We start from the raw sequence: 17,285 nt of genomic DNA on the forward strand, positions 1-17,285 counted from the left end.
TATATTTGTACAAATAAATATATTGTTTTCAAAAAACTTTTTAATTAGTTTGAATTGAGGCGAGAGAATGAATCCAATACTGTTAAAAAATTGTTTACTAACAAACTATCACGATTATAGCAAATTTACCAAGGACATTCTAATAACACATGGAAAGATACAACAGATTGCTGACACTATAGACTTCCAATGTGAGAATTTAAAGACAATAGATGTTAAAGAACAGTATGTATTACCAGGATTTGTAGATTGTCATACACATATAGGCATTATAGAGGAGGCTACTGGCAAACTAGGTTTAGATAATAACGAAACCTCAAATCCAGTAACACCTCATTTAAGAGCTATAGATGCAATAAACCCCCTAGACATAGCATTTAAGGATGCAGTAAAAGCTGGTGTCACCTGTGTTATGAGTGGCCCAGGAAGTAATAATCCAGTAGGCGGGCTCAATACCGTATTAAAGACTCATGGTAATATAATTGATAATATGATAGTTAAAGATCCTTATGGTCTTAAAATAGCATTTGGAGAAGATCCTATGTGCTGCTATGGTAATAAAGGAAATTGTCCCGTAACTAGAATGGCAGTAGCTGCTCTAATACGTGAATTATTTATGAGAGCACAGGACTATATGGAACAAAAGGAACAAGGCAAAATTAAGGAAAGAAATATTAGACTAGAGGCAGTAATTCCACTATTAAAGGGAGATATGTTTTTAAGAGCTCATGCCCATCGAGCTGATGATATAATCACTGCTATAAGAATAGCAGAAGAATTTAATATAAAAAAACTCGTTATTGAACACGGCACTGAAGCCCATCTTGTAAGCGATTATTTAAAAGAAAAAAATATACCCGTAGCCTTTGGTCCTATGCTGACTCCAAGAATAAAAATGGAACTTAGAAAACGTAATTATAGTTCTGCACTGCATTTAGTAGAAGCAGGTATAAAAGTAGCATTAATGACGGATCATCCTTATAATTCTATAGATCAACTAAGACCAGTAGCTTTACTTGCAGTTTCAGAAGGATTAAAGCCTTTAGATGCTTTAAAATCAATAACAACTAATGCTGCTGAAATATTAGGATGTGATAATAGAATAGGAAAGATAAAGACTGGTTATGATGCAGATATTATTATACTAAACGGTGATCCTCTAGATATGGTAAATACAAAAGTAGTAAAGACAATCATAAATGGAGAAATTGTTTTTGAAAGAACAATTTCTAATTAACAATGTACCGCATAGACCTATTTATATTTGCTTTAGCATAGGTATAATACTATAGAAAAATGAATTTCCCCTATAGTAGACTATTTAGTTATTTAACTATCTACTATAAGGGAAACATATGATTTCTCTAATACGGTTACTATGTATTCATTAAATTTATTTATATTCTTCTAATGTTTTCAATAAAGTTTCAGTATGAAAAGGCTTCCTAATATAGCCACTAGCTCCTAGTTTTATACATTCATCTTTCACTTCTTCATGTCCTACTGCTGACATAATAAGTACAACTGCGTTAGGGTCAATTTTCATTATATCAGTTAGGACTTCAACACCATCCAGCCTAACCTCAGACATATTCAAATCTAAAAGCACAATGTCTGGTTTTTCAAGCTTGAACAGCTCTACTGCTTCCTGTTTATTTGATGCCCCAAATATACTTTGGAACCCTCCCTTTTCAATAATCTTTTTTACGAACATCCTCATATACGATGAATTATCAACTATTAGTACCTTTTTCATATTAAAAACTCCTTTATATCCCTAATTTTTAAAGACCCTCTTTAGTGAAGCAAATCTTTTATTTTAGCAAAAAATCTAGCACATTCATCTATTTCATGTTTTAAAGCTGCCTGCTCTAATTTTATTGCTAATTCATGAATAGAAAGTATTCCTAGAGTTCCAGAAGAACCCTTTAACTCGTGAGTTGTCCAGGCCAATTTATCAAAATCATTACCAGCAATAGCCTTGCTAATATCTGATAATAAATCAGGTAAACATCTTATATATTCTTCAAGTATTTCTTTTGCATCATCTTTTCCAAGTCCTGTAGTTTTAACAAAGCAGTCAATATTATCGTCTATTATTTTACTATAATCATCTACACACTCTCTCGTTTTAGTATTGGCTTCTATCATCTTAAACATCTTATTAAAATTAATAGGCTTACTAATATAATCGTCCATTCCAGTTTTAATACACTTTTCTGAGTCACCATCCATAGCATTAGCAGTCATTGCTATAATTGTAGTATGCTTTTTGTCTCCTTCTAACATCCTTATCTTAGATGTACACTCATACCCATCCATTACCGGCATCTGACAGTCCATAAAAACAACATCATAATCTTTCTGTAACACTGCTTTTAATGCTTCACTACCATCCACCGCCACATCACAAGTCATATCATGTGATTTAAGCATAGTTATAACAATTTTACGATTCATTTTATTATCTTCAACCAATAAAATTCTTGGTTCTAATGCATTTTTAACTTCTTTAACTATATGTTTCGTTATAACTTGATGTCCTTCTCCATTTTCTTTTTTAAGGCCCAATACCATAGCAATACAGGCAAGTAAGTCATCTCTTCTAACAGGTTTGCTCAAATATGATGAAAAGCCATATTCTTTCACAGTCTCAGCATTTCCCTTTTGAGTTATACTAGTTAGAAGTATTAATTTTATATTCTTTGCAAAAGGTATTGTTTTTAATGTATTGGCCAGTTCATAACCACTCATATCATTCATTTGATAATCCATGATGGCAATGTTTATTTTGTTTTTTGTACTTGCATTTGAAAGAATTGTGGTAATGGCACTACTGCCGTTTTCAGCTTCAAATACTTTAAGACCAGTTTCTTGAAGATATGAATTAATAATTTTCCTGTTATTTACATCATCATTAACAATTAAAATATTCATACCATCAAGCTTTTCAAACGCAAATTTCTGCCCTGAGGCTCTTTTTACAATCTTCAATCTCACATCGAACTTAAATATAGACCCTTTTCCAAATATACTTTCAACGTGAATTTCACCGCCCATCATTTTTACCAATTCACTAGATATGGCAAGCCCCAGCCCTGTTCCTCCATACTTTCTAGTTGTAGACGTATCTGCTTGACTAAAAGATTTAAATATATTATCAATATGATCCTTACGAATTCCGATTCCAGTATCCTTTACTTCAAAGTTAAGTACAGCTGTTTCATTTTCTTCCTTTAAACAATCAACTGTAACAGAAATTTCACCCTTATTAGTAAATTTTACTGCATTACTTATAAGATTATTTAATATCTGTCTAAGCCTTGATGGATCACCAACAACCTCTTCAGGAACACCTTCACTAATCATGGTATAAAGTTCAAGTCCTTTTTCTACTGCCTTAGGGACAAGTAGTGAAACCGCATCTTCAATAGTATTTCTTAAATTAAATCTAATCTTTTCCATGGTTAGCTTTTTAGCTTCAATCTTTGAAAAATCCAATATATCATTAATAATATACAATAATACCTTCGAAGCAGATTTTGCTTCACGTATAAAGTCTTTTTGTTCTAAAGACAAATTAGTTGATTGAAGTAAATCGAGGAATCCAAATATTCCATTCATTGGAGTTCTTATTTCATGAGACATATTTGCAAGAAATTGACTCTTTGCAATATTTGCTGCTTCTGCTTGTTCTTTTGCCTTGTATAACTCTCTTTCTGCTAATCTCTGCTCTGTGATATCCTCAGCAGTGCAAATAAGATACTTGATATTACCTGTCTTATCCTTCTGAGGCTTACTTTTAATTTGAAGCAGTCTATTTTCACCCTTGAAGTTTCTAACCTCAATTTCTTTTTTTGCCGGCTCATTCTTTTGAAATAGCTCCCAATTGCTTGCAGAAAGTTTATTTGCAGTATCTATATCAAATATATCGTATAAATCCTGATATTCTAAATCACTTTTCTTCTTTCCAAAAAAACTTGCATGGGCTTCATTAACAGCTGCGTAAGAAGTAACATTACTTAACGCCCAAATTTGTGATTCAGAATTATTAAGTAAAATTGCCTGTCCACTAAGAGCTTTTTTATATGTTTTCTCCTTTACAATTCTTGTTCTTGTATGCGAAAAAGCTTTTGAAATGTCTATTAATATTTTAATTTGCTCCTCTTTCCATGTCATAGGCTTTGATAAACTTTCATAACCTATGAATCCAATTAACTTGTTTTCGCTTTTTAATGAAATTATAAGAGAAGTTTTGATTCCCTCTTTTAAAAAAGCCTCTTTTTCAAATACTGCTTCGTCAGAAAATTCCTCCACACTATTCACCACAACAAAATCCTTATTCTTAATCTGGCGAATCAGCCACGGAAAAGCATAAACTACCTCTTCCTCCTCAATCTCTCTTTTTGGTTTTATACCTTTCTTATTCCATTGACTTTCTATTTGCATAAAAGTAGGATCTTTAGAAAAGTAATAGATAAAAATTCTATCCAAATCAAAAAATAAGCCTATTTCCTCCAGCGATTTTTTTAACTCAATCTGATAATTATTACTATTTACATCTAAAAATTTCTGAAAAGTATTATGAATTAATTTCAGGAAACCACTGGAATAGTTAACATTTGGGTAATTGCCTTCACCTTTCATAAAATCCCCCCTAAATTTAAAGCTCACAGGTTTTCGTAATAAAAAGAGTTAATTCTTTTAATAAATCAATTTCATAAGGTTCTAAAAGCAAATTTCCAGCTTTATCATATATAACTTTTACCACAGGTCTCATTGGCATTGAATTGTTTTGCTTTACTACTAAGCCTTTTTCATTTGAACTTAAAATAACTCCACTTCCTGTTGGAAAAGCAGCTATATTCATAGTGAACTTTCTTACCATTTCTGCATCAAAATAAGTATTACTCATACCAACAAGATATTCAATAACCTCGTTGACACTTTTACTTTTCAAACCATTTCTACCTGATATCATATTATCAAATACGTCACATATGGATATCATCTTTGCAATTTTGTTTATTTCATCACCTTGTAATTTTAAAGGGTACCCGCTGCCATCACTTCTTTCATGATGCATTAATGCAACTACCTTGACGGATGCATTCCAAATATACTGTGATCCTAAAAAATCATAGCCGACCTTTGGATGCATTAATGTAATGTATTTGTCTAATTCTTCCTTAGTCTTAAAATTATCTAAAAGTTTCCTATCATTCATAATTTTTATCTTACCTATATCATGAAGCAGAGCACCTGTAGCTATGTCTTTAAGCTTCATTACACTGTACCCCATATGAGTTCCTATTATTGTAGCTAATACACAAACATTTACTGAATGGGAATATATATTGTTATCACTTGCACTTATTTCTGCAACATTTATCAAAACCTCTTTATTCGATACCACATCCTCAATTACTGAATCTACTGAATTCATAATACTACTATTATCAGTTTTTCCTTCTCGACAATATGTTCCAATCATTTCCCTAACAGCATGTTTACTCATTTGCCTTGTCTTTTGAGAAACGCTTTCCTCAATAATCACATTTTTCGATATATCATCATCAATATATACACAGTTAATTCCAATTTCTTTAATTCTCTTAATATAATAAGGTTTTAATTTTACTCCTATATTAAGTAAAACTCTACCGAATTCATCATAAATTTGCCTTCCAAGGATTTCATCCCCCTTCAGGCTGGAGACACTAATAACTCTCATATACACCTCCAAATGAAATAATTAATTTTTTTAATAATCAAAATTTCTTATAAAAAATATAGTATCTCTTTGCCAACTAAACATAAAAGAAAAACACCATTAGCAATCATTATTATTTAAATATATTAGCATATTCTTAAACTTTTTACTACATGAAAAACCTGTAGAGTAAATGGTTTTATATTTAATTTCTCAAACAAATCCATTGAATAGTTTAGTATTCAATGGGACAATCACTCAATCACAGGCTACTGCAATAACTAATGCTTATTTATCTGCATATCACTGTAATCAAACTACTACACAGACAACATCTGGAAGTAGTTCTGCACACAGTACTGTCAAACAACATGTTAAATAAAAGCAAGGGAAGCTGCTAGCTTCCCCTAAAATTTATATGATTTTCTTTAGTAAATCATCATGATATATTTTTCATTAAAATCCAATCATTACATTCTTCTCCCCTACTCATTACATTGTAATGAAATAAAAAAAATAATTCACGAAATAAGACTTGTATAAAAAATGCAGTCTTTATTTTTTCACTAATCTTAGAGGATTATTTTTTATTAGAAAATTATCTATGTATGATATAATTACAGCTGAGGTGAGCTTATGCTAAAGATAGGACTTTGCGATGATGAAGAATGTCACAGAATTCAAATTTCAGGTATGTTAAAAAAAGCGTTAGAACTTAAAAATACAATGTATTCAATATTTCAATATGAAAATGGTGAAGATCTTCTGCAGTCAAAATTAAAAATGAATTTATATTTTCTAGATATAGGTATGGATAAGCTAAGTGGAATAGAAACAGCTAAAAAAATTAGAGCTTTAAATAAAGAAGCAATTATTATATTTATAACTGCACTTAAAGAATATGTATTTGAAGCTTTTGATGTAAGAGCTTTTCATTACATTCTAAAACCTATATCAGAAGAAAAATTGAGAAATGTGCTTTATTCTGCTTTAACACAAATTGATGAAACTGATAATTTTATTCTTGCTAAAACAATTAGTCAGTGTACTAAAATTTTTGTTAAGGATATATTATACATAGAATCCCAACTTAGAAAAATAAAAATTCACACTACTTATGATGTTATTGAGTATTATCACAAATTATCTGATATAGAAGATGAATTAAAGAATTTTAATTTTTTTAAATGTCATAGGAGTTATATTGTAAATTTAAAATATGTAAAAAGTTATGATAATGTATTTATAACTTTGAAAAATGAGGAAAAAATATATATTTCCAAATACAAGCTTTCTGATTTTTCAAAAGCATTTATGTATTATCTAAAAAGTTTAGGACAATAATATGAATAATCTTCAGATTATTAACACATTAGGACTTTTATCCACTTTAATTGTCCTTCCTTTTCATTATATAATACAAATACGTTTTTTTAATAACTTCCTAGATTTTGAAAATAAAATATGGAAATGTATCTTTTTTGTAATTTCTCTATTGTTTCTTAATATTTTAACTTACAAAATACAATTTCCTTCTCCATTAACATTTATTATAAATGATTTGCTTTGTTTTATATTTTTATACTATTTATATCCTGGTAATTTTGTGTTAAAACTTTATGCTTCAATTGTTCCAACTACAATTTTATTACTTACTTACACTATTTTTTTAAACTTTGATTATTATGTTTCATCTTGTATTTATAATTTAAATATGAGTTCAATACTGAATATTTCTGTTCTTTTTCTGATAAACATTACTAGAGAATCTTTAAACTTAATTATATTGTTTATCTTATTGAAAAAAATAAATAAATTTTTGAACTTTAAAGAAAAAATTGTAGATGCTTACCAAAGCTTATATTTGTTTGTTCCTTGTTTTGCAACTTATAGCTTGATATTAATTTTTTATTTTACTCAATATATTCATGTTGATAATAAAAGCTATTATCTTTTTTCAATTTTTCCCAAGATTTACTTTGTCGTGCCATTTGTATGTATTATATTGTTAATCTCTATACTTATTAATGCATACATCTTTAAAAAAGTAATTGAAATACAGGAAATTGAACAAACAAACTTATTAATGGAACAACAGTTTAAACTTCAAATTAACCATAGTAAAAATCTTGAAGCTCTCTATAGTAGTATACGTAGTGTTAAGCATGACATAAATAATCATTTACTTTGTTTAAAGATTTTAGCCGAAAATGGAAACACAAAAGAAATAAACAAGTATTTATACACACTTGGACAAACTATAAAAAAATTGAACTATAAAATCAAAACAGGAAATGTAATTTCTGATGCCATTATAAATGAAAAATACAATATTGCTAAAATGAATAATATTGAATTTATTTGTAACTTTATCGTACCTGACAAAATTACACTTGATTCTGTAGACTTATGCGTAATATTAAGCAATTGTTTAGATAATGCAATTGAAGCTTGTATGAAAATTGAAGACGAAACTATTAACAAGAAAATCACCATTAATTCTTATATCCACGATTTATATTTGCTAATAGAAGTTTCAAATACCTCCACAAATAAACTTCAATATAAGAATAATAAAATTATAAGTACAAAAAAGAATAAAAATAGTCACGGCATAGGAATATCTAATATAGAAACTATAGTAAAAAAATATAATGGAATTTTAGATATCATATCAGGAAAAAATAAATTTATTTTAAATATTATGCTTAAAGTAAAAAATAATTAGTGATTAATTGAGGACTGCTTTAAGAAAGGAATGTTTTGTATGCAAATTAATTCAACTACTTATAATCCAATGTTAAACAATACTTTTAACAGCTCCAATGATGATTCTCCAAAGGATATTGATGGAAATGAAAATCAAATTGATAATGAAATACAAAGTCTTGAACAAAAAAAATCAAGTTTAAACAGTAAAATTAGTAGTATAAAAGGTGATTTTACATCATCAAAGGCTAAAGATGAATTGATTAGTCCTTTAAAAAGTGAACTCCAATCAATTGAAGCTAAAATACAGGAAAAACAATCTGCAAAGATGAAAGGAAAAACTAAAAAAACTAATTCTGGAAAAAAAGCTAAAAATAATAAGCATATTTCTAATAAAAATAAATCTATTCCAGAACAATTAGATAATATCACTACGCAAACTGGTATTACAAATAAATTAAAAATAAAGAATACATTAAAAAGTTCTTCTAAAATTTCTAATGTATCTGAATCTATAAGCAATAAAAAAAATAATACTCATATAAAAACCGCACTTGCTGTATATAAATCATCAGAAAATGAAGATTTACCAACTTACGAGACAAATATTCTAGCTTAAAAATAAAGGGATTGTAACATTAAAAAATTTATATATAATATGTTGTAATATTTATTCTTAATGTAACAGTCCCTTATTTTTAGCACAATACCACTTAAATTTATTGTAAAAATATCACTGCAGATGAGTCATCACTTTTTTTAAATCTAGGAAATTTCACTACATCTGCATCCTCATTTTCAATAAGTCTTATACACTTGATGCAATCCTTGTTTTTCAATAATTGAAATAAGGTTATCAGTCTCCATATATTTGTAATTATCAAAAATTGCTGAAAACCCATCTGACATTAATAAAGCCTTTTTACATTCTTCCAAATCCAAATACCCATAAAGAGAATTTTCTACTGCACTTTTATCAAATTCTAATGTCCAGTAACCTTCTGGAGTATTTTTAAGCAATCTATGTTTAATAAGCAGTGGATTTATCCTCTGTCTAGCTTCAACAAAACTTATTCCTTCATTTAACATTAACTTGTTCATTTCAGCTTTAGCTATATTATCCAGTTTATCAAGCAAAGTCTGTTTAATAATACTTGACTTTCCATTATTATTCTCAACTATAAGTGTACAATCTCCAAGTAAAAAATATTCTACTTTATTATTGTTAATTCTAATTATAGTTATAGAAGCAGCTGGCAAATCAACTTTATCAGGATATTTTAGTGAAGAAATTTTATTAAATTTATTACCTATAAAATCCATTCCTTTAGAAACAATTTCTTTAATATCTTTTGATTTATCTAAAATATTATCTTTAAGATAATTATTCCATTCATTAACAAACCAATACACATCACCTTTAGAACCTGTCAGATTAGTTTTGTTAAGTCCTGTTGCACCATCTATAACCAACCATAATTGTCCTCTGCATAGGTAATATTCTCATTAACCCTATCCTCTGACATGGAAATAAAATCATATGTTGAAAACTTCATAAATCATAACCTCTTAATCTTATTGTATATTATTTTGTATTTATTACATAACCTGGTATTTCCAATAATGTATTTTTATATAATCCTTTATATTATATCACAACTCAACTTTTGCACATGCAAAATTTTCAATTAATATAGAAAATAAATAGAATTTCGGAGGTAAAATTATGAAAATTTCAGGCGTAAGTTCTCTTATGGGTATTTAAGAAGTATATTATAAAACTAAAAATTTCAAATACTATTTTGAGTCAATTTTACTATAATAAAAAAGTGATAAACAATTATAACTACCATTATCACTCTATGCAACATTATATTTATTAATATCTTTTACTTATGACTTTATAAATAATTTAATATACTTCTATTAAACTTTCTTCTTATTAACTCTGTAACCAGTTTTAAAATCCACTATATTCTTTAATGGCTGCTGATTTTTAAAATATTCAAGATTTTCAATACTTATGTTAACAATTCTTCTTAAAGTTTCTGGAAGATGAAAAAATCCTGATATGTGAGGAGTAATAACAACCCCTGGGGCATCCCATAATCTATGTTCAGATGGCAGCGGTTCTGGCTGCGTTACATCAAGACCTGCTCCACCAATAACTCCATTTTCAAGGGCATCGCATAAATCTTCAGTACATACACAGTTTCCTCTTCCTACATTAAGAATGATTGCATCTTTCCTCATTAAATTAAACTTATCCTTATTAAACAAATGATAAGTATCCTTTGTTCCTGGAAGACTCAAAGCCACTATATCAGCTTTAGGCAAAAGTTCATCCAGAGCCTCCATTGTATATAATTCATCAATATATTCCGGTTTTTGTCCTTTGGTCCTTTTTATACCTATAGTATAACTTCCAAGTGCTTTCATCTTCCTTGCAAAATCTCCTCCAATATTACCAAGTCCTACAACTAATGTAGTACTTCCTTCTATTGAAGTAACATTTCCTTCATCTTTCCACAGATGCTTTTTCTGATTTATATAATATAAGTTCAGCTTCTTTTTAATTTCAAGCAGCATACCCAGCATATGTTCAGATATTGCAAGACCATAGGCACCTGATGCATTTGTAAGATATGCTCCTTCAGGAATTACACCAGCTTCGCAATATCCATCAGTACCTGCACTGTTTAACTGAAGCCATTTAAGCTTTTTACTTCCATTTATGTATTCTGGAGGAACATTTCCAATAATTATATCAGCACTTTTTACAATTTCATCGCTAATTTCTTTATTTGATATAAAAATATACTCCGCTTCTGGCATTTTTGCTTGAAGTCTTTCTTTTTCATCTTCATTTAGTGGAATCACAACTAAAATCCTCATATCTACCACTTCCTTATAACATCCATTATACTACAATGCAATTAGCAATTTAATAAATCTTTCCCTAGTGAAATATGAAATATTTTACTATATATGGTATCTATTCATCTTGTTCTACTGAATTTATATAAATTTTCCCCTACTCTCCCATACGAAATTTTGGTCTAATATTAAAATAATGCGAAGCAAAGCTGTTGAAAATAACAAAGTTCAAATAACAAAGAACAAATAAAGATGATTTCCATCGTACCTCAGGAAATCTATAATTTAAATATTTTCTGACGTTAGAAAGAAAATTATCCTTATTTGATATTTGAACTTTGTTCTTTGTTATTTAAAAAAATTGCTTCGCAATTTTTCTAAACTGCAAAAGTTGAGTCACTAACATTATATCTCAAACTCAATTTCTATGCTTGTACCAACATTCAACTTACTTTTTACATTAATTTTTCCACCATGTGCTTCTATTATTTGCTTTGCAATTGCCATTCCAAGGCCTGAACCTTTAACACTTACTGAACTACTAGTCCCCCTATAGTATCTTTCAAAAAGCTTTTTCACTTCCTCTTCTGACATACCCTTTCCATTATCCTCAATATTTATATATATTTTATCTTCCTTTTTTATAGAAACTCTTATTTCAGTATCGGGACTATTGTGAATTACTGAATTATAAATCAAATTAGTGAAAGCTCTCTTAAAAAGTGTATTGTCAAAATTAAAATCTACAATATCTTCTGAACAGTTAAAAATAATATTTCTTTTTTCATATTCAGGATTATTCAATATACTTATAACTACTTCCTTGAGCAAACGCACTAAATTTTCACCTTTACGATTTATAGGCAACATTCCATTTTTCAATTGATAGGTAAAATTCAAATTTTCAACTATGCTCTCTAAATTTTCTGCATTTCTAAGTATTGTTTTCCCATACTTTTTTGCATCCTGAGATGTAACATCATACTTAGGATCACTCAATATTTCTGCATAACCTTTTATTGGAGATAGTGGAGTTTTTAAATCATGAGAAATATTAGCTATCCATTCCTCCCTTAAAGTTTGATTCTTTTTTCTCTCATCTTCGCTGGCTTTAAGTTTACTATCTAAAATATTAAGACTGCATTTTATATCCTTATACGTTCCTTTTTCCTTCATAGGAATATAATCATTTGAAGCAAGTCTTCTTATGCCTGATGTTATATTTAATAATGTACGATTCATCCATATACCATAAACTGCAGCAATAAGTATAAGTAATATAAATAATGCCAATATAACAAACTTTATCTTTAAAACTTTGTTATAATTCATGTATAAGGTTATTTTTGATATTTTCACAGGAAACCCTATGATATACGTCCACTTTTGTCCACCGTTATTGACACTTCCAACAAATATAGTATGTTTTCCTGCACTATCTCCATTTTTATATAACTGAACAATATCTATTGGAGAATAATGTTTTGGGGCACTTTTAGGTTCATTATATTCTAAAGTTACATCTCCATTTTTATCAGCAATTTGAAAAGAAAGCTTGTACTTTTTTAATTCACCTACTGCTGAATCCTTAAGTTTTGGTGTACCTTTATCAAAACTAATTTTTTTATAAAAATTAGATGTAAAATATGCAGGCCAGCTGCTCCAGTTAGCATAACTATTCTCACTGCTTATATTAACATTTAATAGATAAAGCCCTATTCCTAAAAAAATTGAAATTAAAATTAGAAAGGCAATAAAAAATTTAAAATATAAATTAAATATTACCTTGTATCCTGACTTTTTCATCCTATTCATTCCTCTTTACAAGTTTGTATCCAAGTCCTATTACAGTAACTATAATTTCCGGTTTAGAAGGATTTTTCTCAAGCTTTTCTCTTAAATGTCTTATATGAACGGAGATTGTATTATCATATCCAAAATAATCATCTCCCCATACTACCTCACATAATCTTTCCTTATTGACTATTTTATTTGAGTTTTCTGCCAGATATAAAAGAAGCTTATATTCCTTTGCTGTAAGTTTTACTTCTGAACCATCCTTATATACCTGACTGTGCAACTTATCAATAGTAATGCTGCCAATGATTATATTCTCATTTTCACTATTGCTGTCTTCCTTTATACCATCATACTGCTGTCTTCTAAGCTGTGCCTTAATGCGAAAGGCAATTTCTCTTGGACTAAAGGGTTTGGTAATGTAGTCATCCCCTCCCATACTCAGTCCAACGATTTTATCAACATCACTATTTTTTGCAGATAAAAATAAAATTGGACAGTAAGAAAATTGCCTTATTCTTTTACACACCTCTATTCCATCGATGTCTGGAAGCATTATATCAAGTACTACTATATCAGGCTTTTCACTTTTACATATTCTTATACCATCCAATCCACAGTTAGCTTTCCTAATATTCTTAAAGCCTTCCTTTAATAAAATATCCTCTATTAAATCCGTTATATCTTCTTCATCATCTATAAGTAATATTTTTTTATCTGTATTACTTACTAAATCCACCCCAAAACACCCCTTTTATTATTGAACTCAATAATATTAGTATACAGTATTTTTTGTTATGATTTTCATATAAGATTTAACAGAAAGAAGATAAAAACATAAATAAATTACTACATATACTCCCATTGTCATACCCATCCATTCCAGCTGTGATATTGAAAAACCGCAGAGATATTTCATATAGGCCACAAGTGGAAACATACTATGAAGAATACCAAATATAAGTGGCATTAAAAAAATAAATCCCAGTTGTTTTGATATAATTCTTAAAGTTTCTTTTTTGGTTAAACCTATTTTTGAAAGTACAGAATACCTATTCTTATCTTCATAAGCTTCTGTTAACTGTTTATAATACATTATACTTCCAGTGGAAACAACAAAGAGAATACCTAGGAATGCACCTATAAACACATAGCTTCCATACAAAGTATGAACCTCAGTATACATGTCATAGTAAGAAGAAAAAGTTTTGTCCTTTGGCATCACTTTGGAAATCTTTGTAACAACACTTCCACTTTTTAATGCATTATCAAAATTATATGCTCTTATAACAGTTGTATTATTTCTATTCTCATTTAAAAGCTTATTAAAAAATGTATCTGGTACTACTATAGTTGTTTTTTGAAATTTAACTTCTAAAACACATTTTTTACTTGAGTCGGAGATATCAAGTTTATACGCTTTCCCTCCAACAGTTGCATTAAGCTTATCACCTGCAAGTCTCCCTCTTGCCTCAGCTGAATTACTTACTTCAATGAAAAAGCATTGATTTTCTTTATTAATTTTAATATTCTTAGCTCTATCGACAATATCTATACCATCATTAAAACCTGAATTATTTACAATATCCTTGTATTCAGATGCAGACATTATAAACATATCAAAAGGAGCCTTTAAATCTCTCTCAAAGGGACCCTTATATTTTGGTGTAAGCCCACTTCCATTTATCATTACAATATCTGTCTTATAAGTTGTTTTAATCTCTTTATGATTATTAATAACAGCTTCAACTTTTTTATTTAGTTTATCGCTGCCACTTTGATACATTATTGAAAACGGACATCCACTTGGTGCAACTTTATTAAGTGTCAAATTAAGACTGAAAGTAAAACATAATGCTGTGATGGCAACAGCAGATACAACAGCTATGGTTGCCAGAAGATTAGAATTTCCTTTAATTCTATAGATTATTTGAGATACTCCTATTAAATTTTCTCCTTTATAATAAGCTTTTTTATTTTTCTCAAACAGCTTAAAGATATAAATCATTAAATTGCTAAACAATATATAAGTTCCTGCAACAACAAGCAGCATTATAAGGAGACCTTTGTACAACATTTGGACTCCACCAGACTCCAAATTCATTTTTAATACACCAATATATCCGCCAATAACCATTATTAATGATAATAATGCTAAGACTCTAGAAAATTTAGGTTTCTTCTCTCCTTCCTTAGCCGCATGTATAAGCTCTATAAGTTTAAACTTATATATTATCCCGTAAGCTTTTATGGAGTTTAACAAAAATATAATCATAAAAACAAAAATCGTCATTACTATAGCTCTAATATCAAAGGTATATTGTATAGGCTTGTTTGATTTCATACATACATTAAGTATTTTTAAGAAGAACCTGGAGGTAAATGCTCCTAAGGGTACACCAACAATTAAGGCTAATATCCCTAGGAAGATATTTTCGAAGAACATCAGTGTGCCTATTTCTTTCTTCTTCATACCAAGCAGTGAATATATAGCAACTTCTTTCTTTTTATTTTTTATAAAAAAGCTGTTAGCATAGCCTATGAAAATAGCTGAAAATATTATAACTACAAAAGCTGCAGCTTTAAAAATAGCACCAACCTTAACCTTGCTTGAGCTAAATAATTGTATTTCGTGATTATAGTATATGGAATAAAATATCATGAGGATAAAAACTGAAGTTACCGTACTTATAAAATAAGAAACATAATTTTTAAAATTGTGTTTTACATTGTTTATTCCAAGATTAAATAGTGTCACTTTCAGCACCCCCTACTTTAGCAAGAGTGCTTAGTATTTTATTATAGAAATCTTTTCTACTGCCTGTTTTCTCAATCTCAGTATCAAGTATTCCATCCTTTATAAATATAATTCTTTCACAGTAGCTTGCTGCAAATGCATCATGAGTTACCATAACAATTGTTGCTCCATTATCCTTATTTAATAAAGAAAGATTGTTTAAAAGTTCTGTTGAAGATTTTGAATCCAGTGCTCCTGTAGGCTCATCTGCAAATACTATTTCTGGATCAGTTATTATAGCTCTTGCAGCTGCCGCCCTCTGCTTTTGACCTCCTGAAACTTCATAAGGATATTTTCCTAGTATATCTTCAATATTCAAGATGCGGCTGATCTTTTTTAATTTCTCTTCCATGGATGCCACATCTACCTTAGATAAAGAAAGTGGTAAAATAATATTTTCTTTTAAGGTTAAAGTATCAAGAAGATTGTAGTCTTGAAAAATAAATCCAAGCTGCTTCCTTCTAAACATTGATAGCTCATCTTCATTAAGATTTAAAAAACTTTTCCCATTTAGTTCAATTGTTCCTGATGTTGGAGTATCAATAGTTGATATTACATTTAGCAATGTGGATTTACCTGCTCCTGAAGGCCCCATAATTCCAAGAAATTCCCCTTTTTGAACAGAAAAGCTCACTCCATTTAATGCATTTGATTTGCTTCCACCGTGTTTTGACCCATACACTTTTTTTATATTTCTAACTTCCATTATATTCATTATGATTTCCTCCTGAATTTGACTTCAGTTAGATTGTATATGTATGAGTTTAAGGTGGATTTAATATGATCTTAATTTCATCTTAAGTTTGTTTGACTTACTCGGTTTTAATTATATAGCTTATATTTTTTATTGTTTGGACATTTCTTTATGTGCGAGGCATATGTAAATATTATCCAATGCAATTTTTACCTTTCTTAGGTGTTTACATATAAAGTTTAGCATATCACATTCTAAATTTATCCGATGACTACCATCCGTAACACTCCTATCACACACAGTGAAAGCGACTATCAACAAATCAAAGATTTGAGGTATCTGCCTTTCTTCATGTGGAAGATACTAGGGCTCTCGAGAATCAGCGATTTATAGTTCTTATGCCGTGCATAACAGATGATACACCCCTGGAAAGTTGTTCTAATGCTAATATTGAAAGAGGTATTTCTCACAAGCAAACTCCACCTGAGTCTAAGAATCACTCGATTAATTGCTTAGTCTCTTTTATCTAGTCATCTTAGCTTCATATTGTAGATATAACCTGATGTATAACATAAGAATAAAAATTAAGCATCTCATTTACATTTTTATTATAGTAGAAATTTTATTCTTTCTCTATAAATGTAATAAGGGTAACTTTTGCATTTATTTCTTTATCAATACTTATTCCAACCTTCAAA

Annotated in this window: 13 protein-coding genes; 4 read left to right on the forward strand and 9 right to left on the reverse strand. The window is 29.1% G+C overall.

The features are described from left to right. The first annotated feature begins 67 nt into the window (after window positions 1-67). Window positions 68-1,237, forward strand: coding sequence for an amidohydrolase (locus CLAU_RS04750; protein WP_013239641.1), 1,170 nt, complete (start codon window positions 68-70; stop codon window positions 1,235-1,237). A gap of 156 nt (window positions 1,238-1,393) precedes the next feature. On the opposite strand, the gene CLAU_RS04755 is transcribed toward CLAU_RS04750, so the two are convergent. Genes CLAU_RS04755 through CLAU_RS04765 form a run of 3 tightly spaced genes read right to left on the reverse strand, consistent with a single transcriptional unit; the run spans window position 1,394 to window position 5,734 of the window. Then, a complete protein-coding gene (locus CLAU_RS04755) occupies window positions 1,394-1,756 on the reverse strand; it encodes a response regulator (protein WP_013239642.1) in 363 nt (120 codons plus the stop codon). A gap of 41 nt (window positions 1,757-1,797) precedes the next feature. Beyond that, entirely contained in the window at window positions 1,798-4,647 is a 2,850-nt protein-coding gene (locus tag CLAU_RS04760) for a response regulator (protein WP_023162051.1), read from the reverse strand. Window positions 4,648-4,663: 16 nt separating this feature from the next. Beyond that, complete coding sequence (locus CLAU_RS04765) at window positions 4,664-5,734, reverse strand: HD-GYP domain-containing protein (RefSeq protein WP_023162052.1); 1,071 nt, start codon at window positions 5,732-5,734, stop codon at window positions 4,664-4,666. A gap of 615 nt (window positions 5,735-6,349) precedes the next feature. On the opposite strand from CLAU_RS04765, the gene CLAU_RS04770 reads away from it, so the two are divergent. From CLAU_RS04770 to CLAU_RS04780, 3 genes are all read left to right on the forward strand, one after another. Continuing rightward, entirely contained in the window at window positions 6,350-7,057 is a 708-nt protein-coding gene (locus CLAU_RS04770) for a LytR/AlgR family response regulator transcription factor (protein ID WP_023162053.1), read from the forward strand. Between the two features lie 661 nt (window positions 7,058-7,718). Next, on the forward strand, window positions 7,719-8,441 hold the full coding sequence (locus CLAU_RS21075; protein ID WP_242832253.1) for an ATP-binding protein: 723 nt from the start codon (window positions 7,719-7,721) through the stop codon (window positions 8,439-8,441). Window positions 8,442-8,480: 39 nt separating this feature from the next. After that, window positions 8,481-9,041 (forward strand): hypothetical protein, encoded by a 561-nt coding sequence (locus tag CLAU_RS04780; RefSeq protein ID WP_023162056.1) that lies wholly within the window; start codon window positions 8,481-8,483, stop codon window positions 9,039-9,041. Window positions 9,042-9,220: 179 nt separating this feature from the next. On the opposite strand, the gene CLAU_RS04785 is transcribed toward CLAU_RS04780, so the two are convergent. The 6 genes from CLAU_RS04785 to CLAU_RS04810 all read right to left on the reverse strand — a co-directional run bounded on the left by CLAU_RS04785 (window position 9,221) and on the right by CLAU_RS04810 (window position 16,608). Further along, window positions 9,221-9,895: a hypothetical protein gene (locus tag CLAU_RS04785; protein WP_013239649.1), complete on the reverse strand. Its 675-nt coding sequence runs from the start codon at window positions 9,893-9,895 to the stop codon at window positions 9,221-9,223. A 453-nt stretch (window positions 9,896-10,348) separates the two neighbouring features. After that, window positions 10,349-11,317 carry a D-2-hydroxyacid dehydrogenase gene (locus tag CLAU_RS04790; RefSeq protein WP_013239650.1) on the reverse strand — a complete coding sequence of 323 codons (969 nt, stop codon included), beginning with the start codon at window positions 11,315-11,317 and terminating at the stop codon, window positions 10,349-10,351. A gap of 387 nt (window positions 11,318-11,704) precedes the next feature. Continuing rightward, window positions 11,705-13,105: a sensor histidine kinase gene (locus CLAU_RS04795; protein ID WP_023162058.1), complete on the reverse strand. Its 1,401-nt coding sequence runs from the start codon at window positions 13,103-13,105 to the stop codon at window positions 11,705-11,707. 1 nt (window position 13,106) lies between these two features. Next, on the reverse strand, window positions 13,107-13,835 hold the full coding sequence (locus CLAU_RS04800; protein ID WP_023162059.1) for a response regulator transcription factor: 729 nt from the start codon (window positions 13,833-13,835) through the stop codon (window positions 13,107-13,109). 36 nt (window positions 13,836-13,871) lie between these two features. Next, the gene (locus CLAU_RS04805) at window positions 13,872-15,854 is read right to left on the reverse strand and encodes an FtsX-like permease family protein (protein ID WP_023162060.1); all 1,983 of its coding nucleotides are present in this window, start codon (window positions 15,852-15,854) and stop codon (window positions 13,872-13,874) included. Beyond that, on the reverse strand, window positions 15,841-16,608 hold the full coding sequence (locus tag CLAU_RS04810; protein WP_023162061.1) for an ABC transporter ATP-binding protein: 768 nt from the start codon (window positions 16,606-16,608) through the stop codon (window positions 15,841-15,843). The genes CLAU_RS04805 and CLAU_RS04810 overlap by 14 nt, the downstream gene beginning before the upstream one ends. Window positions 16,609-17,285 lie beyond the last annotated feature (677 nt).

Source organism: Clostridium autoethanogenum DSM 10061, from assembly GCF_001484725.1.
GTDB lineage: Bacteria > Bacillota > Clostridia > Clostridiales > Clostridiaceae > Clostridium_B > Clostridium_B ljungdahlii.

What these genes read in the sequence shown, in the direction of transcription:
- CLAU_RS04750 (WP_013239641.1), top strand. Translation starts at nt 68, where the DNA reads ATGAATCCAATACTGTTAAAAAATTGTTTACTAACAAACTATCACGAT.
- CLAU_RS04755 (WP_013239642.1), bottom strand. Translation starts at nt 1,756, where the DNA reads ATGAAAAAGGTACTAATAGTTGATAATTCATCGTATATGAGGATGTTC.
- CLAU_RS04760 (WP_023162051.1), bottom strand. Translation starts at nt 4,647, where the DNA reads ATGAAAGGTGAAGGCAATTACCCAAATGTTAACTATTCCAGTGGTTTC.
- CLAU_RS04765 (WP_023162052.1), bottom strand. Translation starts at nt 5,734, where the DNA reads ATGAGAGTTATTAGTGTCTCCAGCCTGAAGGGGGATGAAATCCTTGGA.
- CLAU_RS04770 (WP_023162053.1), top strand. Translation starts at nt 6,350, where the DNA reads ATGCTAAAGATAGGACTTTGCGATGATGAAGAATGTCACAGAATTCAA.
- CLAU_RS04780 (WP_023162056.1), top strand. Translation starts at nt 8,481, where the DNA reads ATGCAAATTAATTCAACTACTTATAATCCAATGTTAAACAATACTTTT.
- CLAU_RS04790 (WP_013239650.1), bottom strand. Translation starts at nt 11,317, where the DNA reads ATGAGGATTTTAGTTGTGATTCCACTAAATGAAGATGAAAAAGAAAGA.
- CLAU_RS04795 (WP_023162058.1), bottom strand. Translation starts at nt 13,105, where the DNA reads ATGAAAAAGTCAGGATACAAGGTAATATTTAATTTATATTTTAAATTT.
- CLAU_RS04810 (WP_023162061.1), bottom strand. Translation starts at nt 16,608, where the DNA reads ATGAATATAATGGAAGTTAGAAATATAAAAAAAGTGTATGGGTCAAAA.